Annotated in this window: 18 protein-coding genes; 12 read left to right on the top strand and 6 right to left on the bottom strand. The window is 72.4% G+C overall.

Translation table 11 applies throughout. The features are described from left to right. The first annotated feature begins 131 nt into the window (after positions 1-131). Positions 132-1028, top strand: coding sequence for a hypothetical protein (locus ABZ459_RS22035; RefSeq protein ID WP_357972988.1), 897 nt, complete (start codon positions 132-134; stop codon positions 1026-1028). On the opposite strand, the gene ABZ459_RS22030 is transcribed toward ABZ459_RS22035, so the two are convergent. Next, on the bottom strand, positions 1010-2323 hold the full coding sequence (locus ABZ459_RS22030; protein WP_357972985.1) for a GH1 family beta-glucosidase: 1314 nt from the start codon (positions 2321-2323) through the stop codon (positions 1010-1012). The two genes, ABZ459_RS22035 and ABZ459_RS22030, sit on opposite strands and share 19 nt — an antisense overlap. A gap of 88 nt (positions 2324-2411) precedes the next feature. Between ABZ459_RS22030 and ABZ459_RS22025 the strand changes: the two genes are divergently transcribed. Beyond that, positions 2412-3050: a TetR family transcriptional regulator gene (locus ABZ459_RS22025; protein ID WP_357972982.1), complete on the top strand. Its 639-nt coding sequence runs from the start codon at positions 2412-2414 to the stop codon at positions 3048-3050. 4 nt (positions 3051-3054) lie between these two features. On the opposite strand, the gene ABZ459_RS22020 is transcribed toward ABZ459_RS22025, so the two are convergent. Next, entirely contained in the window at positions 3055-3978 is a 924-nt protein-coding gene (locus tag ABZ459_RS22020; protein ID WP_357972979.1) for an aldo/keto reductase, read from the bottom strand. Between the two features lie 80 nt (positions 3979-4058). On the opposite strand from ABZ459_RS22020, the gene ABZ459_RS22015 reads away from it, so the two are divergent. From ABZ459_RS22015 to ABZ459_RS21985, 7 genes are all read left to right on the top strand, one after another. Further along, on the top strand, positions 4059-4418 hold the full coding sequence (locus ABZ459_RS22015; protein ID WP_352352118.1) for a MerR family transcriptional regulator: 360 nt from the start codon (positions 4059-4061) through the stop codon (positions 4416-4418). A 36-nt stretch (positions 4419-4454) separates the two neighbouring features. Next, a complete protein-coding gene (locus ABZ459_RS22010; protein ID WP_357972976.1) occupies positions 4455-5879 on the top strand; it encodes a penicillin-binding transpeptidase domain-containing protein in 1425 nt (474 codons plus the stop codon). 70 nt (positions 5880-5949) lie between these two features. Next, positions 5950-8304, top strand: a complete 2355-nt coding sequence (locus ABZ459_RS22005) for a LuxR C-terminal-related transcriptional regulator (RefSeq protein ID WP_357972973.1) — start codon at positions 5950-5952, stop codon at positions 8302-8304. Positions 8305-8662: 358 nt separating this feature from the next. Then, positions 8663-9436 carry an AMP-binding protein gene (locus tag ABZ459_RS22000; protein WP_357972970.1) on the top strand — a complete coding sequence of 258 codons (774 nt, stop codon included), beginning with the start codon at positions 8663-8665 and terminating at the stop codon, positions 9434-9436. 123 nt (positions 9437-9559) lie between these two features. After that, positions 9560-10852: an ABC transporter substrate-binding protein gene (locus ABZ459_RS21995; protein WP_357972966.1), complete on the top strand. Its 1293-nt coding sequence runs from the start codon at positions 9560-9562 to the stop codon at positions 10850-10852. Between the two features lie 54 nt (positions 10853-10906). Then, on the top strand, positions 10907-11788 hold the full coding sequence (locus ABZ459_RS21990) for a sugar ABC transporter permease (protein ID WP_357972963.1): 882 nt from the start codon (positions 10907-10909) through the stop codon (positions 11786-11788). Further along, positions 11785-12645 (top strand): carbohydrate ABC transporter permease, encoded by an 861-nt coding sequence (locus ABZ459_RS21985; protein ID WP_357972960.1) that lies wholly within the window; start codon positions 11785-11787, stop codon positions 12643-12645. The genes ABZ459_RS21990 and ABZ459_RS21985 overlap by 4 nt, the downstream gene beginning before the upstream one ends. Positions 12646-12659: 14 nt before the next feature. Here ABZ459_RS21985 and ABZ459_RS21980 read toward each other — a convergent pair whose 3' ends face one another. Next, positions 12660-13646, bottom strand: coding sequence for a winged helix-turn-helix domain-containing protein (locus ABZ459_RS21980; protein WP_357972958.1), 987 nt, complete (start codon positions 13644-13646; stop codon positions 12660-12662). A 59-nt stretch (positions 13647-13705) separates the two neighbouring features. Here ABZ459_RS21980 and ABZ459_RS21975 point away from each other — a divergent pair, with 59 nt between their 5' ends. Beyond that, the gene (locus ABZ459_RS21975) at positions 13706-15028 is read left to right on the top strand and encodes an MFS transporter (RefSeq protein WP_357972955.1); all 1323 of its coding nucleotides are present in this window, start codon (positions 13706-13708) and stop codon (positions 15026-15028) included. Here ABZ459_RS21975 and ABZ459_RS21970 read toward each other — a convergent pair. Continuing rightward, on the bottom strand, positions 14991-15962 hold the full coding sequence (locus ABZ459_RS21970) for a LacI family DNA-binding transcriptional regulator (RefSeq protein ID WP_352352348.1): 972 nt from the start codon (positions 15960-15962) through the stop codon (positions 14991-14993). The genes ABZ459_RS21975 and ABZ459_RS21970 overlap by 38 nt on opposite strands. 81 nt (positions 15963-16043) lie before the next feature. Here ABZ459_RS21970 and ABZ459_RS21965 point away from each other — a divergent pair, with 81 nt between their 5' ends. Beyond that, positions 16044-17216, top strand: coding sequence for an MFS transporter (locus tag ABZ459_RS21965; RefSeq protein WP_357972951.1), 1173 nt, complete (start codon positions 16044-16046; stop codon positions 17214-17216). A gap of 13 nt (positions 17217-17229) precedes the next feature. After that, entirely contained in the window at positions 17230-17895 is a 666-nt protein-coding gene (locus tag ABZ459_RS21960) for a hypothetical protein (RefSeq protein WP_357972948.1), read from the top strand. Here ABZ459_RS21960 and ABZ459_RS21955 read toward each other — a convergent pair. After that, positions 17867-18403 carry a cysteine dioxygenase family protein gene (locus ABZ459_RS21955; protein WP_357972945.1) on the bottom strand — a complete coding sequence of 179 codons (537 nt, stop codon included), beginning with the start codon at positions 18401-18403 and terminating at the stop codon, positions 17867-17869. The two genes, ABZ459_RS21960 and ABZ459_RS21955, sit on opposite strands and share 29 nt — an antisense overlap. 274 nt (positions 18404-18677) lie before the next feature. Continuing rightward, positions 18678-19538 carry an amidohydrolase gene (locus tag ABZ459_RS21950; RefSeq protein WP_357972942.1) on the bottom strand — a complete coding sequence of 287 codons (861 nt, stop codon included), beginning with the start codon at positions 19536-19538 and terminating at the stop codon, positions 18678-18680.

Raw genomic sequence — 19538 nt, 5'->3', positions numbered from 1 at the left:
TTTTAGATCTTCCTTATTTCCGACAAAGGACTATGTACCTCGCCAAAGGTGCGTCAGTTGGCTGGTTCGGATGACAGCCATCAAGATCATCTTCTATAGTTTCGGTCCGTCTATGCGAGGAGGGGACGGGTGTGAGGATCTGGCGGCTCGCCGCGGTCTTCGTCGTCCTCTCCGGGCTGCTCGGGCTCGCCTCCCCGCAGCCGGCGTCGGCCGATCCCAACATCGATGAGCTGCGCAGACTCACCAAGCAGGCGTCCCGGCTCAACGACCTCTACCGCGGCCAGATCCAGAGCCTGGAGGAGATCAGGATCCAGGCCAAGAACGCCACCGACACCTCCGGCGACCTGGCGGCGCGCCTGGCCGCGGCCCAGGCCGGCGTGGCCGAGATCGCGCGCCAGACGTACGTCAACGGCCCCCTCGACGGCATGCAGCTGTTCGGCCTCAGCGTCGACCCGGCCACCGCGCTCGGGCAGGCCGCGAACATGTCGTACATGGCCACCGAGCGGACCGAGCGCGTCCAGAGCATCCAGAAGCTCATCGCGAAGTCCAAAGAGGCCAAGCTCAACGCCAACGACAAGATCAACAAGCTGAAGAAGGAGATCAAGACCCTTCAGGGCAAGCGGCGCGAGATCGAGCGGCTGCTCGCCAAGTACGGCTTCCAGCAGCCCGGCGGCGCCGAGGGCCTGACCCAGCGCATGATCACGGTACGCGCCGAGATCATGCAGAACTTCCCGATGAAGTACGGCGTGGGCTGCCTGCGCCCCGGCGACCCCGGCGAGCACGGCAAGGGCCGGGCCTGCGACTTCATGATGTCCCGCGGCGGCACCATGGCCTCCGGGGCCGACGCCGACCGCGGGGACGCCCTGGCCGAATGGCTCATCAAGAACGGCTCGCGGATCGGCGTCATGTACATCATCTGGAAGCAGCGCTACTACGACATCCGGTCAGGCGGAGGCTGGGACCCCATGTCCGACCGGGGCGGCGTGACCGCCAACCACTACGACCACGTTCACGTGTCGGTGTTCTGAGCGACGCGCTCCCTGTACCACGCGTAGGACGCCTTGGGCGTGCGGCGGCCCGTGGCGAAGTCCACGTGCACCAGGCCGAAGCGCTGGTGGTAGCCCTCGGCCCACTCGAAGTTGTCCAGCAGCGACCAGACGAAGTAGCCGCGCACGTCCACGCCCTCGGCCCGCGCGGCCATGACGGCGTCGATGTGGCCGCGCAGGTAGTCGATGCGGGCCTGGTCCTCGACCGTGCCCTGCGGGGTGAGCTCGTCGGGCTGGGAGCAGCCGTTCTCGGTGACGTGGATCGGCGGAAGCGCGCTGCCGTACCGGGCCTTGAGTCCGGTCAGGAGCTCGCGAAGGCCGTCGGGGACGACCGGCCAGCCGAACGCGGTGGTGGGATACCCGGTGACGCCGGTGTCGGTGAACGGGAGCAGCTCGCCGGGGGGCGGGGCGGCGATCCGGGTGGGGTTGTAGTAGTTGATGCCGAGGGCGTCCAGGGGGGCGGAGATGGTCTCCAGGTCGCCGTCGTGGATGAAGTCGAGGTCGGCTGTGTAGGCCGAAAGATCTGGATATTTCCCGAGAAGCACCGGGTCGTTGAACAGCCGGTTGTGCAGGACGTCGTAGGCGTCGGCGGCCTTGACGTCCGCCTCCTCCTGCGACGCGGGCCAGACCGGCGTGCAGTTGTTGGTGATGGCCACCTGCCGCGCGCCCGCCGCGCGCAGGGCCCCGGCCGCCAGGCCGTGGCCGAGGAGCTGGTGGTGGGCGACGGGGAGGGCGTCGAGCAGCAGGGCCTGGCCGGGGGCGTGGATGCCCATGGCGTGGCCGAAGGCCATGTGGACGAACGGCTCGTTCAGGGTGATCCACAGCGGGATGCGGTCGGCCAGGCGCTCGGCGACGATCGCGGCGTAGTCGGCGAAGCGGCCGGCCGTGTCGCGGTCCGTCCAGCCGCCCCGGTCCTGGAGGGCCTGGGGCAGGTCCCAGTGGAAGAGCGTCGGCACGGGCTGGATGCCGGCCGCCAGCAGGCCGTCGGTGAGGCGTTCGTAGAAGTCGAGGCCGGCGGGGTTGACCTCGCCGGCGCCGAGCGGCTGCACCCGCGGCCAGGCGATGGAGAAGCGGTAGGCGTTCACGCCGAGGCCGGACATGAGGGCGACGTCCTCGCGCCAGCGGTGGTAGTGGTCGCAGGCCACGTCCCCGGTGTGGCCGTCCCTGGTCCGGCCGGGCTCGTGGGCGAAGGTGTCCCAGATGGACGCGCCCCGGCCGTCCTCGGCCACCGCGCCCTCGATCTGGTAGGCGGCGGTCGCCGTACCCCATAAGAACATCTCGGCTCCTTTATGCGAGTATGGCTCATGTTAACGGACGACAAAGTGGCCGGTCTGTACCTGCTGGTAATAAGCCAGGATGGAGAGCATGACGAGTACCTTGCGCCGCCGTCCCGCCCAGCGCCGGAGCGTGGAGCGGGTGGAGCGGATGCTCGACGAGTGCGCGCTCCTGCTCGACGAGGTGGGCTACGAGGCGTTGACCACGAAGGAGGTCGCGCGCCGCGCCGAGGTCCCCATCGGCACCTTCTACCAGTTCTTCCACGACAAGCAGGGCCTGGTGCGCGCCCTCGCGCTGCGCAACCTGGAGGCGTTCCTCCAGCGGGTCACCCAGTGCATCGCCGAGGCCGACCTCGGCCACTGGACCGACCTGGTCGACCTGGCCATCGACGAGTTCGTCGACATGAAGCGCACCACCCCCGGGTTCGCGGTGGTCGACTTCGGCGAGGTCCTGCCCACCCCGGGCGGGCCGCCGCTGGAGGGCACCAACCGCACGCTCGACAGCGCCCTCGACAACAACGTCATCGTGGCCGACCGGTTGCGCGCCCTCACCCTCGCCCTGCTCGACGCACCCGCCGGCCCCGGGCTCGACCGGGCGCTCGTGGTGGCCGTCGAGGCCACCGACGCCGTGCTCAAGCTCGCCTTCCGGGCCGATCCCGGCGGCGACGCCGACCTGATCGCCGAGTGCAAGCAGCTCGTCCGCCGCTACCTCGCCGACCACCTGCCCTGATCCCCTATGCGACGGCGTCCAGCCGGGCGCGCAGCTCGGCGTCCAGCTTGACGTCCGCCGCGCCGACGACCTCGTCGAGCTGGGCCGTCGTGGACACGCCGACCACGGGCACGTGACCGTCGGCCATCAGCCACGCCAGCACCACCTGGTTGGGCGTCGCGCCCAGCTCGACGGCCACCTCGCGCAGCGCGGCCAGGCGGCGGGCGGTGCCCGGGTGGTCGTAGACCTCCGGCATGGGCCGGTCGGCCCGCGTGTAGGCCCCCGACATCAGCGTGTTGTAGGCCCACAACGTCACGTCCGACTCGGCGGCGACGTAGTCGAGGGTCTCGTCCGAGGCCAGCGTGTGGCCGCCCTCCGGGAGCCGGGTGAAGGGCCGCGGGCGCAGGTAGGTGTGGCGGAGCTGGAGGTGGCCGTACGGCAGCCAGCCGTGCGCGCCCGAGAGGTTCCTGGCCCGCTCCAGCCGCCAGGCGGCGATGTTGCTCGCCCCCAGCGCGCGGACCTTGCCCTGTTCGGCCAGCGTGTTCAGGGCGCCGAGCGTCTCGTGCAGCGGCACCGAACGGTCCTCGATGTGCGACCAGTACAGGTCGACGTAGTCGGTCCGCAGCCTCCGCAGGCTGCCCTCGGCGGCCCGCGCGACGGCCGCCGCCGACAGGCCCTCGGCCGAGCCGAGGGTGCGGTCGCCGGGCACGGTCGGCCGGGCCCCGCCCTTGGTGCCGATGAAGACGCGGTCCCGGTTGCCGCGCGCGGCCAGCCAGGCGCCGATGGCCTCCTCGCTCTCGTCGCCGGTGCGGCCCTCGTTCCAGAAGGGGTAGTTGTTGGCGGTGTCCAGCATGGTGCCGCCGGCGTCCTGGAAGCGGTCGAGGATGGCGAAGGTCTCCCGCAGGCCGACGCCGGTGCCGAACGGGATGGTGCCGAGTGCGATGTTCATGGGCCAGACCCTCGGACCTGGAGTGCACTCCATGTCAAGGCGTTGACCTGGAGTGCGCTCCAGGTGAAAGACTGGGACGCGTGAGCGTGTACACCCCCGCCGAGGTCGTCGAGGAGACCGGCTTCAGCCTCGACACTCTCCGCTACTACGAGAAGATCGGCCTGCTGGAGCGCGTGGAGCGCAACGCGGCCGGTCAGCGCAGATTCAGTGAAGAGGACGTCGGCTGGCTCGGCATGATCCGCTGCCTGCGCGACACCGGCATGCCCATCGCCATGCTGCTGCGCTTCGCCGAGCTCGTCCGCGGCGGCGACGACACGATCCCCGACCGCATCAGGCTCCTGGAGGAGCACGACCGGCAGGTCCAGGCCCAGATCGCCAACCTGGCCGAGCGCCAGAACTACATCCACCGCAAGATTTCCTACTACCGCAGCGTCCTGTAGCCCTGCCTTGGTGGTCCGGTTGTTAGACCAAGGACCATGGCGGGAACCAGGGCGAAGCAGATCGACGTCCCGCTGGGCCGCATGGCCGTGCTCTGCGCGGCCCTGCTGTTCGTCCTGCTGGCCCATGTCACGGTCGTCCAGGCGTTCGGGGCGCGGGCGCTCAACGCCGACCGCCGCAACGAGCGTTCGCTCATCGCCCGGTTCGCCCGTCCGCGCGGCGACATCCTGACCTACGACGGCGCGACCGTGGCCAGGAGCCGCCCGACGCCCGGCGGCGGCCCGTACCGGTTCCAGCGGGTCTACACCGACGGCGAGCTCTACGCCCCCGTGACCGGCTACATGTCCCTCTACCGTTCCACGGGCGTGGAGGAGGCCGAGGACGGCGTCCTGTCCGGCGACGACGCCAAGGTCAAGGTGCGCTCGATGGTCAGCGACGGCGACGTGGCGGGCGCCGACGTGCGGCTGACCATCGGCCAGCGCACCCAGTGGGCCGCCTACCACGCCCTGGAGGCCGCCGGCGTGCCCGGGGCGGCCGTGGCCATCGACCCGGCGACCGGCGCGATCCTTGCCCTGGCCAGTTACCCGTCCTACGACCCCAACACGCTGGCCACCTTCGATCCCGCCCGGCTCGACGGCGCCCTCGACCGGCTGCGCGACGCCCCCGGCCGGCCCCTGCTGAACCGGGCGCTGGACCAGGTCTATCCGCCCGGGGCCACGTTCAGGCTGGTGACCACGGCCGCGGCGCTGGCCTCGGGCGAGTACACGCCCACGGCCCCCGTGGAGGCCGCCCTCCGCCCGCGGCTGCCCGCCTCGCTCGCCGGTCCGTGCGGCAGGCCCCGGCCCACGCTGCTGCGCGCCTTCCAGACCTCGTGCGAGACCGCGTTCGCGGGCATCGGGGTGCGGCTCGGCCAGGACAGCCTCAGGGACCAGGCCGAGGCGTTCGGGTTCGGCGACGGGGACCTGCGCGTGCCGATGGCCGCGGCGCCCAGCACGTACCCGCAGGGCATGGACCGGACGCGGACCGCCCTGTCGGCCGTCGGCCGGGACCAGGACCGGGCGACGCCGCTGATGGTCGCGATGTTGTCGGCGGCCGTGGCCAACAACGGCGTGCTGATGCGGCCGTACCTGGTGGAGGAGGTGAGCCTGCCGGACGGCTCGCTGCTCGGCCAGGCGGGGCCGCAGCCGTACCGCACCACCATGACGACCGTCCAGGCCCGCTACCTGGCCGCGATGATGACCACGGAGACGCACGCGGGCGGGCCGGGGGCGGCCGTCGCCGTCCCCGGCGTCGAGGTGGCCGCCAAGATTGCCGCGACGGGCGGCGAGCACGCGCTGGCCACGGCGTTTGCCCCGGCGACCGCCCCGGAGGTGGCGGTCGGCGTGGTGCTGGAGCAGCCCGGCCCCCGGGCCGGTGCGGTGGCGCAGGTGGCCCGCACGGTGCTGGAGGCCGCGCTGGCCTGACCGCGGGCCGCCGAGTTCTCCACCGATTTGAGTCTGGGCGCGAACGGTAGTTGATGCCACACTCACAGTGATGCTGCGAACCGCCGATTTCCGCAACCTGCCGGCCGAGCCCAACCAGTTCGTGGGCCGGGAGTCCGATCTCGATGAGCTGGCCCACCTCGGCCGCGTCTCGCGCGTGGTGACACTGTGCGGCGCGGGGGGCATCGGCAAGACGCGCCTGGCCCTGCGCCTGGCCGCCCGGGTCGCCGCCGAGCACCCCGACGGCGTGTGGCTGGTCGAGCTGGCCGACGTGGAGAAGGGCGAGCTGCGGGAGCGGGTCTGCGCCGCGCTCGGCATCGCCGAGGATCTGGCGGACACCATCGGCGGCCGCCGGGTGCTGCTCGTCCTGGACAACTGCGAGCCGGTGGTCGGCGAGTGCGCCGAGCTCTGCCGCGACCTGCTCGGCGCCTGCCCGCGGCTCACCGTGCTGGCCACCAGCCGCGAGCCGCTGCGGGTGCCGGGCGAGACGGTCTGGCGGGTGCCGCCGCTCTCGCTCGTCGGCGAGGAGAGCGAGGCCGTGCGCCTGTTCGTGACCAGGGCCACCGCCGCGCGTCCTGGCTTCGAGCTGAACGAGGAGACGCTGCCGCTGGCGATCGAGCTGTGCCAGGCGCTCGACGGGCTGCCGCTGGCGCTCGAGCTGGCCGCCGCCATGGTGCGGGTGTTGTCGGTCAGGCAGCTCGTCGAGCGGCTCGACGACCGGTTCAGGGTGCTGGCGGGCGGCGCCCGTACGGCCCACGCCAGGCACCGTACGCTGCGCGCCGCCGTCGACTGGAGCTACCGGCTGCTCAGCCCCCAGGAGCGCCTGCTGCTGCGCCGCGTGGCGGCCTTCCGCTCCTGCTGGACGCTCGACCTGGCCGAAGCGGTGTGCGCCGGCACCGGCCTGCCCGAGGAGGACGTGCTGCCGCGCCTGTGCGACCTGGTGGACAAGTCGCTGGTCGTGCTCGACGGCGAGGTCGCCGGCCAGGCCCGCTACCGGCTGCTGGAGACCGTCCGCGAATACGCGCTGGAGCAGCTCGCGGAGTCCGGCGAGGAGGCGGCGCTGCGCCGCGCGCACCTGGCCGCGCTCGCCGGGCTGGCCGGGCGGTTCAAGGACGTCCTCGCGCCGGGCACGCGCACGTCGTGGCCCGTGGTCGAGCGCTTCGTCAACCTGTTCGACGGGCTCAAGGCCGAGGTGGGCGCGGCCTGCGACTGGGCCGTGGCGAGCGGGTCGCCGCAGACCGCCCTGCAGCTGCTGACCGACGTGCGCTACCTGCTCATGGCCAGCGGGCGGCGGCTGGACATCGCCGAACGGCTCGACCGGCTGCTCGCGCTCGACGCCCCCGACGTGCCCGAGGGTTTACGCGGGCAGGCGATGATCCTGCGCGGTGAGCTGGCGCTCGCGGCCGGCGAGACGGGGCTCGCGGCGCGGTGCGTACAGATCGGGCTGGCGCTGTGCGTCGACGCCCAGGACGCCTACGGCGAGGCCGTGGGCCTGATCATGCTGGCCCAGGCGACCGGCGACCAGGAGCCCCTGACCTCGGCCCTGGAGGCGGCGCGGCGGCGCGGCGACCCGATCCTGGAGTCGCTCGCCCAGGGCACCCGGGCCGACTTCGGCCTGCGGGCCGGCCGCCTGCACGAGGCGCGGCGCGCGTTCGAGGAGGTCCTGTCGCTGAGCGAACGGCTGGACAACCACCTCGGCCAGTCCTACGGGCACGTCGGCCTGGCCCAGATCGCCCGGCGCACCGGCGACCGGCTGGGCGCCCGGCGGCACTACGAGGCCGGCCTGCGCCTGCTGCGGCACATCGACGCCAGGCAGCAGATCGTGAGCTGCCTGGCCGGGCTCGGCCGCGTCGCGCTGGACGAGGGCGACCTGGCCGAGGCTCGCGCCCGGCTCACCGAGGCGCTGGTGCTCAGCCGCGACGCGGGCCTGCGCGACAGCATCGCCCGGCGGCTGGCGGCCTGGGCGCGCCTGGTCGCGGCCGAGGGCGACGACCGGCGCGCGGTCCTGCTGGCCGCCGCCTCCCTGGGGCTGCGCGACCGCCGCCCCGACGCCCGCACCGAAGAGCTGCTGGCCCCCGCCCGCGACCGGCTCGGCGAGGCCCTGGTGGCGCTGCTGTGGGCCGAGGGCCTGGCGATGACGGCCGACCAGGCGGTCTCGTGCGCGCTCGGCGGGCCGTTGCCCGAGCTGCCGGCCGCGCCGGTCGTCCCCGCCGCCCAGGACAGCAGGCTCACGGCCAGGGAACGCGAGATCGCCGAGCTGGTGGCCCGCGGGCTGAGCAACCGGGCCATCGCCGACGAACTGGTGATCAGCCCGGCCACCGCCGCGCGGCACGTCGCCAACATCCTCGGCAAGCTGGGCTTCTCCACACGTACACAGATTGCCGCATGGGTGATCGGCGGACGCTGATCCCGGCGGGTTCTCTACACATCGCCGCCGCCCGGCGCTTACATCGTCGAATGGCCATGTCAGCGCATGTGCCGCCCCCGTCCGAGCGCCTACCGTTCTGCGTGTGATCGACCGCGCCCCGCGCTTCCCGTCCTCGCGCCGGGGGCCGCGGCGGCCGATCGACCGAGGGACGTCACGCGTCCCGACGGAGCCGGGCCTTCTCGGAGGGGTGGGGGCCCGGTTCCAGGGCGCGTGACAGCGGGCTCGAGTCGCGCAGGGCTCGGGCCCGCCCACCTCGGCCCTGGGCTGGGGAAATGCACACCGCTCTACATAGATCGGTGGATGCGGCCGGCGCGCGGGCGACCGTACGTTGACGGGCATGACGCCGTCCGCCTCGTCCTCCGGCACCGTGATCCACGAGGTGTTCTGCCGGGCCTACGAGCGGGGCGAGCGGCCGGCGCTCATCGATCTGCGCGGCGGCCACGTCTACGGCTACCGCAGCCTGGTGACCGAGGTGACCAGGGCGGCGTCCGGGCTGGTGCGCAGGGGAGCGCGCCGCGACCAGGTGGTGGGGGTGCACGTCTCCACGACCGGCACCCAGACGGTGGCCCTGCACACCGTGCTGGCGGCGGGCGGGGTGGCCGCGCCGATCGGTGCGGGGCTCGGCGCCGAGGAGGTGGCGGCACTGCTGCGCGAGTGCGACGCCCGCATGCTGATCACTACCCCCGACCTGGCGGAGACGGCGATCGCGGCGGCCGACGGCTCCCGCGTGCGCCAGGTGGTCTCGCTCGGCCCGGCGCTCGACACGATCGACTTCCGCGGCCTGCTCGTGCTGGAGCCCACCGCGCTGCCCGCCCTCGACGCCAAGCGCCAGGACGCGCTGGCGCTGCCCGGCGGCGCCCGGCTCACGCACGCCGACCTGCTGGCCAGGATGGCCGAGCTCGACGTGCCCATCGGCCTGGTGGAGTCCGACGTCGTGCTGTGCACGTGGCCGCCCGGCGACGGCGCCGACCTGCCCGCCCTGGTCGGCCTGGCCGTGTCCAAGGGCGCGCTGGTCGTGGCCGCGGGTCGCGGTGACCTGCCCGGATCCGGCTACGACGCGGGCGTCACCGTGCTCACCGGGCCGGCCGGCACGCTGGAGCGCGTGGGCTGAGTATGCGGACCTGTTACCTGCTCCGCCCTTGACGTCGGCGCGCGCGAAGTGGGTTGATAGCCGTTGTTGACAACGTTGTCAAAGGTCACCAACTTCGGGGGATCGCGAAGGGAATGGTGTGCGATGCGACGGTGGTTAGCGGCCGTCTCGATCACGATGGCGGGCGTTCTGGGCCTGGCGGGCTGCGGCGGAGGCAGCGGCGGCCGGACTTCTGAGCCGGGTTCGTCGAGCGGCGGCAAGAAGCAGGTGGAGGTCTTCTCCTGGTGGACTGGCCCCGGTGAGGCCGACGGCCTCCAGGCGATGAAGAAGATATTCGAGGACAAGAACCCGAACTACACGTTCTTCGACGCCGCCGTGGCGGGCGGCTCGGGTGACAAGGCCAAGGCGCTGTTGCAGTCGAAGTTGCAGGCCGGCACGCCGCCCGACACGTTCCAGGGGCACGCCGGCGCCGAGTTGCAGGGCTACATCAAGGCGGGCAACCTGGAGGACCTGACGTTCCTGTACGACGAGCTGAAGCTCAAGGACGTCTTCCCCGCCCAGCTCGTCGAGCAGATCAGCGTCGAGGGCAAGATCTACTCGGTGCCGGTCAACATCCACCGGTCGAACGTCCTGTGGTTCAACCCCAAGGTGCTCAAGGACGCCGGCATCGCGGCCGCGCCCAAGACGATCGAGGAGTTCATCGCCGACCTGGAGAAGGTCAAGGCCAAGGGCAAGATCCCGATCTCCGTCGGCTCGGAGTGGACCGCCACCCACCTGCTGGAGAACGTGCTGCTCGGCTCGCTCGGCACCGACGCCTACAACGCGCTGTTCAAGCCGGGCGCCGACTGGAGCGGCCCGCAGATGACGAAGGCGCTGGAGAACTACGCCAAGATCATGTCGTACGCGGGCGATCCGCAGGACGACTGGCAGCCCGCCGCCAAGCAGGTGGCCGACGGCGAGGCGGCGTTCAACATCATGGGCGACTGGGCCTACGGCTACTTCCACAACCCGCCGGAGGGCGGCCTCGGCAAGACGTCCAAGACGGACTTCGACTGGGCGCCCGCGCCCGGCACCGAGGGCACCTACATGTGGCTGTCGGACAGCTTCACCCTGCCCAAGGGCGCCAAGAACCGGGACGGGGCCGTGGCGTGGCTGAAGGTCGCGGCGAGCAAGGAGGGGCAGGACGCCTTCAACCCCAAGAAGGGCTCCATCCCCGCCCGCAAGGACGCCGACCAGTCGCTCTACACCGACTACCTGGCCGACGCGCTGAAGGACTGGTCGGGCAACAAGCTGGCCGGCTCCATCCAGCACGGCGTCTCGGTGAGCCAGCCGTGGCTGGCCTCGATCAACGAGGCGGTCGGGCTGTTCATCGGCAGCAAGGACGTCAAGGGCCTGCAGCAGGGCCTGGCCGACGCGGCCAAGGCCAACGCTCAGTGACGCATGCGGGTACGGCGGGGCGCTCCCGCCGTACCCGCGCGAAGGGAAACGGTTGTGAGGCGGGCACGCACCTGGCTGCCCGGACTCCTCCTCGTCGCGCCGTCGATCGTGGCGATCGGCGTGTTCGTGTACGGCATGCTGGGCTGGAACTTCCGCCTGGCCATGACGGACCAGCACGATGAGGTGTCCGAGGGCACGTTCGTGGGGCTGAAGAACTTCGTCGACATCTGGGACCAGGCGCGCTGGCGCCTGTCGGTCGACCACGCGATCGTGTTCACGATCGCGTTCGTGGCGGGGGCGCTGGTGCTGGGCTGGTTCCTGGCGTTCCTCATGGAGAAGGGGATCTGGGGGGAGGGCACGTTCCGGGCGATCTACCTGTTCCCGATGGCCGTGTCGTTCGTCGCGACCGGCATCGTGTGGCGGTGGCTGATGAACTCCGGGACGGGCGAGCGGGCGGTCGGCCTGAACCGGCTGTTCGACGCGATCGGGCTGCCGCAGTGGCAGTGGTTCAGGGATCCGGACTGGGGGATGGCCGCGATGGCGCTCCCAGCAATCTGGCAGATGTCCGGATATGTCATGGCGTTGTTCCTGGCGGGCTTCCGCGGCGTCCCCGAGGAGCTGCGCGAGGCCGCGCGGGTGGACGGCGCCGGCGAGTGGGGCGTCTACCGGCACGTGGTGCTGCCCATGCTCAGGCCGGTCACCCTGTCGGCGCTGATCATCCTGGGACACATCTCGCTCAAGGTCTTCGACCTCATCGTGGCGGTGTCCGGCAAGCAGATCATCACCGACGTGCCCGCGGTGTTCATGTGGGTGGCGGTCTACGACTCGCACGACCCGGCGAAGGGGGCCACGATCGCCTCGTACATCGTGCTCAGCGTGGCGGTCTTCGTGATCCCGTACCTGATCTGGTCGGTGCGCAAGGAGCGCAGGCCATGACGGCCGTCGCGGCCCGGCGCAGGACCGGGTTCGGGGTCGTGCGGTTCTGCCTGCTGCTCGCCCTGGTGGTCGTCGTCCTCGTGCCGATCTACGTGCTGCTGGCCACCAGCTTCAAGCCGCTCACCGAGGCCGACCCCGGCCAGGCGTGGAACCTGCCGAAGACGTGGACCACCGAGGCGTGGCGGGTGGCCTGGGAGAAGCTGGCTCCCGGCCTGTGGAACAGCGTGCTGCTGGCCGTCCCCGGATCGCTGCTGTCGTGCGCGTTCGGGTCGATGAACGGCTACGTGCTGTCCAAATGGCGCTTCCCCGGCGCGGACGTGCTGTTCACGCTGTTCCTGTTCGGCATGTTCATCCCCTACCAGGGCGTGATGATCCCGCTGGTCAAGCTCATGGTCTGGCTGAACGAGCAGACCGGGCTGCAGGGCGTCTTCTACGGCGGCATCCCGGGCCTAGTGCTCGCGCACGTCGTGTACGGCATCCCCATCTGCACGCTGATCTTCCGCAACTACTACGTCACGATCCCCGACGAGCTGATCGAGGCCTCGCGGGTGGACGGGGCTGGGATGCTGCGCGCGTACTGGTCGGTCGTGCTGCCGGTGTCGTGGCCCGCGATCGCGGTGGTGATCATCTGGCAGTTCACCTCCCTGTGGAACGACTTCCTGTTCGCCGTCTTCATCACCGGGCCCCAGAGCTGGCCGACCACCGTCATGCTCAACAACATCGCCGGGGCCCAGGCCACCCCCTACAGCCAGCAGATGGCCGCGGCCATCCTGGCCTCGATCCCGACCATGCTGATCTACGTGCTGCTCGGCCGGTTCTTCATGCGCGGCCTGATGGCGGGCGCGCTGAAGGGCTGACGCGGGACGGCCCGCTACGCCGGTGACCGGCCGGCCAGCGCGTCACCCAGCGGCGTACGGGCGTACAGGACGGAACGGCCGGTGCGGGTGCCCACGACCAGGCCCGTCCTGCGCAGGACGGTCAGGTGCCCGCCGGTCGCGCCGAGGCTCTGGCCGAGCAGGGCGGCCAGGTGGGTGGTCGTCGCGGGCACGGCCAGCTCGGTGAGGACGCGTGCCCTGGTGCGGCCGATCAGCAGCGCCAGGTCGCCGTCCGGCACGCCGACCGCGGCGCCGGTCCCGCGGGCCGGGTAGACCAGCGCGTTGGGCCAGGCCGCCTCCAGGTACACGCCGACCGAGCCGGAGAAGGCGGTCGGCACGAACAGCAGGCCCCCGCCGCCCAGCACGTGGAGGCCGTGGCGGGTGTGCAGGCGCACCTCGATGTGCCCGTCCGGACGCCAGCGCACCTGGTCGCTCAGGTCGTCGAGGGCGGCGGCCCAGCCGTAGGCGGCCAGGCGCCCGGCCCGCTGGATCACGTCGCGTTCGAGGATCGTGTGGAACCGCTGCCAGTCCACCGAGATGATCTCCCGCCACAGCGCCTCGTACGCGTCGGCCAGCACCTCCACCACCCGCGGCGAGAACAGCAGGTCCCGGACCGGCCCCGGCACCGGCGGCAGCCCCGCCAGCACCCCGGCGATCTCCTCGTGCGCCTGGCGGACCGGGGTCCTTCGCATCGAGGCCAGCTCGGTCTCGAACGGCACGCTCATCCCGGCCGGCGGCGGGGCGATGAAGTCGACGTTCGCGTCGCCCTTGTTGCCGCTGATCGCCGCCAGCGCGCGCAGCGCCGGATGCCGTCGCACCAGGTCCAGGTACGGGCCGCGCCATCGCTCCACCCACCGGCGGTGCACGCCCGGCTCGTTCCTGCCGTCGAGCGTCCAGTGGGCGTGCATGGTCTCGATCAGCGGGGAGATCGCGAACCTGCTGGCCACCAGGTCCTGCGGGGTCACCTGGATCCTCAGTGCCATCTTTCGGTTATATCCGAAACCATGGCCCGGTCAGGAGCCGGTTCAGCAGCATCGGGGGTGTGAGAGCGGCGACGTACGGCGACGTGTTCGCGGTCAAGGAGTTCCGGGTGCTGTTCGGCAGCTTCGCGCTGCTGATCACCGGGGAATCGATCAAGATGCTGGCCCTGTCCGTGCTGGTGTACGCGCGGACGGGCTCTCCGGGGTTGTCGGCGGCGGCGTACATGGCGGGGTGGCTGCCGTACATCGTGGGCGGCATGTTCCTGCTGTCGCTGGCCGACCGGCTGCGGCCCCGGGCGCTGATGGTGACCGGCGAGCTGGTCAGGGCGGCGGTGTGCCTGCTGCTCGCCTACGCCGGGCTGCCGGTGTGGGGGATGCTGGCGCTGGTGCTGGTCAGCGGGCTGTTCTCGCCGGTGTTCGGCGCGGCCAGGTCGGCCGCGCTGCCGGACGTCCTGCCGGGGGACGCGTTCGTGCTCGGCCGGTCGGTGCTCGGGATCGCCTCGGCGGCCTCCCAGGTCGGCGGGCTCGCGGCCGGCGGCGCGTTCCTGGCCTTCGCCGGGGCGCCCGGCGCGCTGGCCGCCACCGCCGCGCTGTCGGCTGTGGGCGCGGTGGTCCTGCGGTTCGGCCTGCCCGACCGTCCCGCCCGCGCCGCCGCCGGGAGCGGCGGGACGGGGGCCGTGCGGCAGACGATGCGGGTGAACCGGTCGCTGCTGGCCGACCGGCGGGTGCGTGGCCTGCTGCTGGCCGGCTGGTTGCCGACGATGTGCCTGGCCGGGGCGGAGGCGATGATCGTGCCGTACCTGGGCGGTGAGGGGCGGGCGGGCATGGTGCTCGCCGCGGCGGCGGCCGGGATGGCGGTGGGGGAGTTCAGCGTGGGCAGGTTCGCCGCGCCGCCGCTGCGGGAGCGGCTGTCGGCGCCGCTCGCCGTGCTGCTCGGGGTGCCGTGGCTGGGGTTCGCGCTCGGGCCGGGCGTGGGGTGGGCCGCGGTGTTGGCCGCGTGCGCTGCCGCGGGGCTGTCGTACCAGCTTGGGTTGCAGCGGCGGTTCGTGGACGCGGTGCCCGAGGAGGGGCGCGGGCAGGCGTTCGGGCTGCAGTCGGCGGGGCTGATGACGGGGCAGGCGGCCGGGGCGGCGCTGGTCGGCGCGCTGGGCGAGACGATCGGGCCGGGGGCCGCGATCGTCGCGGCGGGCGGGGCGGGCGTCCTGGTCGCCCTGGCCCTGATCGGGCCCCTGCGCCCTTCCAAGCCCTCCGGTTCCTCTGGTTCTTCCTGTTCTTCTGGTTCTTCCGGTGCCGCCGGTTCCTCCGGCACGGTCAGTTCCTCCGGCACGGTCGGGGCGCCCGGTGCGGTCAGGTCGCCGGAAGCTCCCCGGAGCCCCGCGGGATGAGACGCACGGGCAGCTCGACGTGCTCCGGCGGCCCGCCGTCACCGCGCAGGCGGCGGAACAGCAGCTCGGCGGCCACCCGGCCCATCCAGGCCGGATCCTGCGCCACCACGCTCACCCCCGGCCGCAGCAGGTCGGCCAGCTCGAAGTCGTCGAACCCCACCAGCGCGAGCCGCCGCCCCTCCAGGGCCCGCAACGCGGTCACCGTGAGCCGCCCGTTCCCGGTGAACAGCGCGGTCGGCGGCGCGTCCAGGGCGAGCATGCGCCGCAGGTCGGCCCGTACGTCGTCGAGCGACGGCGGGCGCATCGCCACCAGCCGCGGGTCGAACAGCCCGCCGAGCGCCCGCCGGTAACCCGCCAGCCGCCGCGCCGCGGTGTAGATCGCCGGATCGTCCCCCAGGAACGCGATCCTGTGGTGCCCGTGCGTGAGCAGGTGCCGGACGGCCTGCTCGGCCCCGCCCGCGTTGTCGGCGAGCACGGTGTCCACGTCGATCCCCGGCTCGGGCGGCCGGTCGGCGAACACCACGGGCGTGCCGGCCTCCAGCTCGCCCCGCAGGTAGGCGTGGTCGTCGCCGGCCGGGACGACGATCAGCCCGTCCACCCTGCGCGCGCAGAACGTCTCGACCAGCTCGCGCTCCCGTCCCGGCTCCTCGCCCGAGGACCCGCTGAGCAGCAGGCAGCCGTGGTCGATGACGACGTCCTCGACGGCCCGGCTGAGACCGGCGTAGAAGGGGTCGGCGACGTCCTCGATGACCAGACCGATGGTGGCGGTCATGCCCGTGCGCAGAACCCGGGCGCTCTCGTTGCGGCTGTAGCCCAGCCGGTCGATGGCCGCCCGCACCCGCTCGGCGGTGGCCGGATGGACGCCGGGCTCGCCGTTGACCACGCGCGAGACGGTCTTGAGCGCCACGCCCGCCGCCGACGCGACGTCCTTCATCGTCGGTCTCACGCATGGATCATGTCCTACTCCACCCGGGCGGACAACGTTGTCAGACGCCTGTGCCAGAGTAGGTTCCCTATGCCGTTGCGTCACGCCTTGCTGGTGGCCGGGTTCGTGCTGGCCGCGCTCAACCTGAGGCCCGCCATCGCGGGCCTGTCACCGCTCCTCGACGAGATCATGAAAGACCTGGGGCTGTCGCCGTCGGGCGGCGGCGCGATCACCACCGTCATGGTGGTCTGCCTGGGCGTGTTCGGCCCGCTGACCCCGCTGCTCGCGCGGCGCATCGGCCTGGACAGGACACTGCTGGCCGGCCTGCTCGTGGTGGCGGCGGGCGAGTGCCTGCGCGGGCTCGACGGCGTTCCGATGCTCTACCTGGGCTCGGCGCTGGCCGCGACCGCCATCGCCGTCATGAACGTCTCCATGCCCGGCATCGTCAAGCAGCACTTCCCCACCCGCGTCAACCTGTTCACCGGCGTCTACGTAGCGGCCGTGGTGGCCGGCGCGGCCGGGGCCTCGGCCCTGGTGATCCCGCTGGAGCGGGCCACCGGCTTCGACTGGCGCGGCGTCTCGGCGCTGCTCGCCGTGCCCGCCGTGCTCGCGGCCCTGCTCTGGCTGCCGCAGGCGGTCCGGGGCGGGCCCGCCGAGCAGGGCGGCCCGAGACCGTTCGGCGCCGTCCTGCGCAGCCGCGTCACCTGGTACGTGACCGCGCTCATGGGCCTGCAGTCGCTCACCTTCTACGTCATGCTGGCCTGGCTGCCGACCATCTTCCTCGACGCCGGCCTGCCCGCCGACCAGGCCGGCTACCTGCTCAGCCTGACGAACCTGGTCCAGGTCGCGACCTCGCTCGCGGTGCCGGTGCTGGCCGGCCGCCGGGCCTCGCAGGTGCCGTACGTGGTGGGCGCCGGCGTGCTGACCGTGCTCGGCTACCTCGGCGTGCTGCTGGCCCCGGCCACCGTGCCGTGGTTGTGGATGATCGTGCTCGGCATCGGCCAGGGAGCCTCGTTCGCGCTGGCGCTGCTGATCATCGCCTTGCGCCCGGCCGATCCGGCCGGCGTGACCGCGCTGTCGGCCGTGGCCCAGTCGGTGGGGTACGTCGTGGCCGCCCTGGGCCCCCTGCTGTTCGGCTACCTGAGGGAGGTCTCGGGCGGCTGGACCGTGCCGCTGACGGTCGGCCTGGGGGTCCTCGGGGCCCAGCTGGTGGCTGGATGGTTCGCCGGACGCCCTGCTACCTTAGGTAAGGCTAACCTGTAGAAGGGATCCGAGCGTGCTGACCGAGGCTCTCCAGCGTCTGGCCGACGGCCGGGGCGGTGTCATCGGGGTCGAGCCAGGGCTCGTGATCGACCCCGACGAGAGCTGGACGGCCGCCGCCGACCTGCTGCGGGAGCCGTACACGCTGTTGGAGGGCCTGGTCGGGCAGACGGCGGCGCGCTGGAACGCGCCCCGGCACGTCGGCGCGGCGCTGTTCTGGAAGACCTTCGGCTACTGGCACAGCCTGCCCATGGCGCTCGGCTGGGCCCTCGACGGCCGCATCCCCGTCATGCGGCTGGCCGACACCTACTTCAAGGTCTCCGACGCCGGCGTGACGATCGCCGCCAGCCGCGTGAGCTGGGGCACCGGCGTCGAGCCCATCCGCGAGTCGCTGGCCGAGGCGCAGCAGCCGCTGGTCAAGGCCATCAGCGCGCTCGCCAAGGTCGGCGAGCGCACGTTGTGGGGCTCGACCGCCGAGGCGTTCGCCCATCCGCTGACCTGCATCGTCAAGGGCGACTACATGGCCCTGCTCGCCGAGCTCGGCAGCCCGGTCGACGGGCTGGTCGAGCCCGCCGACGACGGCTACTTCCGCAGGACGTGCTGCCTGTGGATCACCCTGCCCGACGTCGAGGCGTGCGGGAGCTGCTGCGTGCTCAGGCCACAGCGACCGGCTCGTCCATAGGACGCAGCTCGTCGGCGTAGCTCACCGACACCCGGCGCATGACGCCGCTGTCGTCGATGGAGTACTGGCCGAGCCGCCACAACGGCGGCGAGTACGCGTGGATCGAGACGCTCTCGCCCTCCGCGCCGCCGAGCCGGTGGATGTGGTCGGGGCCGAAGGAGAACGACTGCCCGGCGGGCACCACGGTCTCCAGGTGCTCGCCGCCGATGCGCGGGTTGCACTCCTGCAACGCCCCCTGCACGACGTGCACCGCGCCCGAGGAGATGTCGTGGTCGTGCCAGCCCGTGTCGTCCTCGGGACGCCAGCACAGCACCCAGACGTCCACGTAGGCGTCCCGGTACAGGGAGGCGTAGTGCCGCCCGCCGTCGGCCGGGAAGTCGACCATCTCACGCCACTCCTGCGGGTTGGCGGCCAGCTCGTCGACCAGGTCGCGCAGCTCGCGCCGGTCGAGCGTGCGCTCCGGCAGCCCGGCACACACGCCCCCGCCCTGGATCTGGATGTCACTCACGTACGAGTCTCCCTTCTGTATCTAATGGCCTCACTCCGTGAGGCGGCTCGGTCGCCTGTATGCCGGTGCCTTCCCCCGCTCTGGTCGCTGCGCTCCCGCCGCTCCTCCAGGCACCGGCGCTCCCTCGCGGGTCTAACGGCCTCACTGCGTGAGGCGGGCGCTGTATCTGATTGCCTCACTCCGTGAGGCGGCTCGGTCGCCTGTATGCCGGCGCCTTCCCCCGCTGTCGCTGCGCTCCCGCCGCTCCTCCAGGCACCGGCGCTCCCTCGCGGGTTCATGGGTGGGGGAGGCCCAGGAGGCGGCGGGGGTTGGTGGACTGGATGGCGTGGCGGGCGGCGGTGCCGAGGCCGGGGTCGGGGGCGGTGGCGTACGGTGCGTCGGAGCCGTTGACGACGACGTCCACGCCCAGCTCGCGGACGATCGCGTCGATGGCACGCGGCCCGTACGAGGACGTCTCCACGTAGAAACCGGGATCGACCAGGCCGCGCCCGGTGCCGCCACGGGCGATGAGCCGTTCGGAGTGCAACGGCGCGAGCCCGGCCAGCAGCGCGAAGCACACCCGCAGCCGAGGATGCCGGGGCCGGACCACGGCGTGGAAGTGGTGCCAGGCCGCGTGCATCTGCTGCACGTACGGCACCAGCGCCGGCCACCACGGCGGCGCCCCCGGCGGCGGCGGCACGGCGGCCGGCCCCGGATGCACGAACAGCGGCAGGTCCCGCTCGGTGAGCACGTCGAGCAGCCGGTCGTCCGGTACGGCGGTGGCCGGGATCTGCAGCCCGGCCGGCCCCCGGTCGAGGTCCTTGGCCAGCCGCTCCGGATCGGGCTCGCTGTGACAGGTCGCCGCCCACACCCCGAACGGCTCGCCCAGCCCGAGCGCGCCCTCGTGGTAGGCGTCGATCAGCGGCCAGGCCTCCTCCGGCGGCAGGAACTCCACGCCCAGCGGGCTCGACATCGACACCAGCGCCAGGTCGAGCCCCGTCGTGTCCCGGTGCTCGTGGTCGGCCGGGTTCACCTCGTACGGCGGCTCGCCGTCGAGCAGCAGCGTCCAGCCGTCGAGCCGGGGCGGGACGGTGCGAGCGCGCAGCGCGGCGACGAACGAGTCCGTCCACAGATGCTGGTGCACGTCGATGCTCAC

Origin of the sequence: Nonomuraea sp. NPDC005692 (assembly GCF_040631115.1) — a bacterium.
Taxonomy (GTDB): domain Bacteria; phylum Actinomycetota; class Actinomycetes; order Streptosporangiales; family Streptosporangiaceae; genus Nonomuraea.
The sequence above is the reverse complement of the archived record's forward strand: the minus strand, read 5'-3'. Positions and strand labels throughout refer to the sequence as shown.

Coding starts and splice junctions, on each gene's coding strand:
- ABZ459_RS22030 (WP_357972985.1), bottom strand. CDS start 2,323: ATGTTCTTATGGGGTACGGCGACCGCCGCCTACCAGATCGAGGGCGCG.
- ABZ459_RS22025 (WP_357972982.1), top strand. CDS start 2,412: ATGACGAGTACCTTGCGCCGCCGTCCCGCCCAGCGCCGGAGCGTGGAG.
- ABZ459_RS22020 (WP_357972979.1), bottom strand. CDS start 3,978: ATGAACATCGCACTCGGCACCATCCCGTTCGGCACCGGCGTCGGCCTG.
- ABZ459_RS22010 (WP_357972976.1), top strand. CDS start 4,455: ATGGCGGGAACCAGGGCGAAGCAGATCGACGTCCCGCTGGGCCGCATG.
- ABZ459_RS22005 (WP_357972973.1), top strand. CDS start 5,950: ATGCTGCGAACCGCCGATTTCCGCAACCTGCCGGCCGAGCCCAACCAG.
- ABZ459_RS22000 (WP_357972970.1), top strand. CDS start 8,663: ATGACGCCGTCCGCCTCGTCCTCCGGCACCGTGATCCACGAGGTGTTC.
- ABZ459_RS21995 (WP_357972966.1), top strand. CDS start 9,560: ATGCGACGGTGGTTAGCGGCCGTCTCGATCACGATGGCGGGCGTTCTG.
- ABZ459_RS21985 (WP_357972960.1), top strand. CDS start 11,785: ATGACGGCCGTCGCGGCCCGGCGCAGGACCGGGTTCGGGGTCGTGCGG.
- ABZ459_RS21980 (WP_357972958.1), bottom strand. CDS start 13,646: ATGGCACTGAGGATCCAGGTGACCCCGCAGGACCTGGTGGCCAGCAGG.
- ABZ459_RS21970 (WP_352352348.1), bottom strand. CDS start 15,962: ATGAAGGACGTCGCGTCGGCGGCGGGCGTGGCGCTCAAGACCGTCTCG.
- ABZ459_RS21965 (WP_357972951.1), top strand. CDS start 16,044: ATGCCGTTGCGTCACGCCTTGCTGGTGGCCGGGTTCGTGCTGGCCGCG.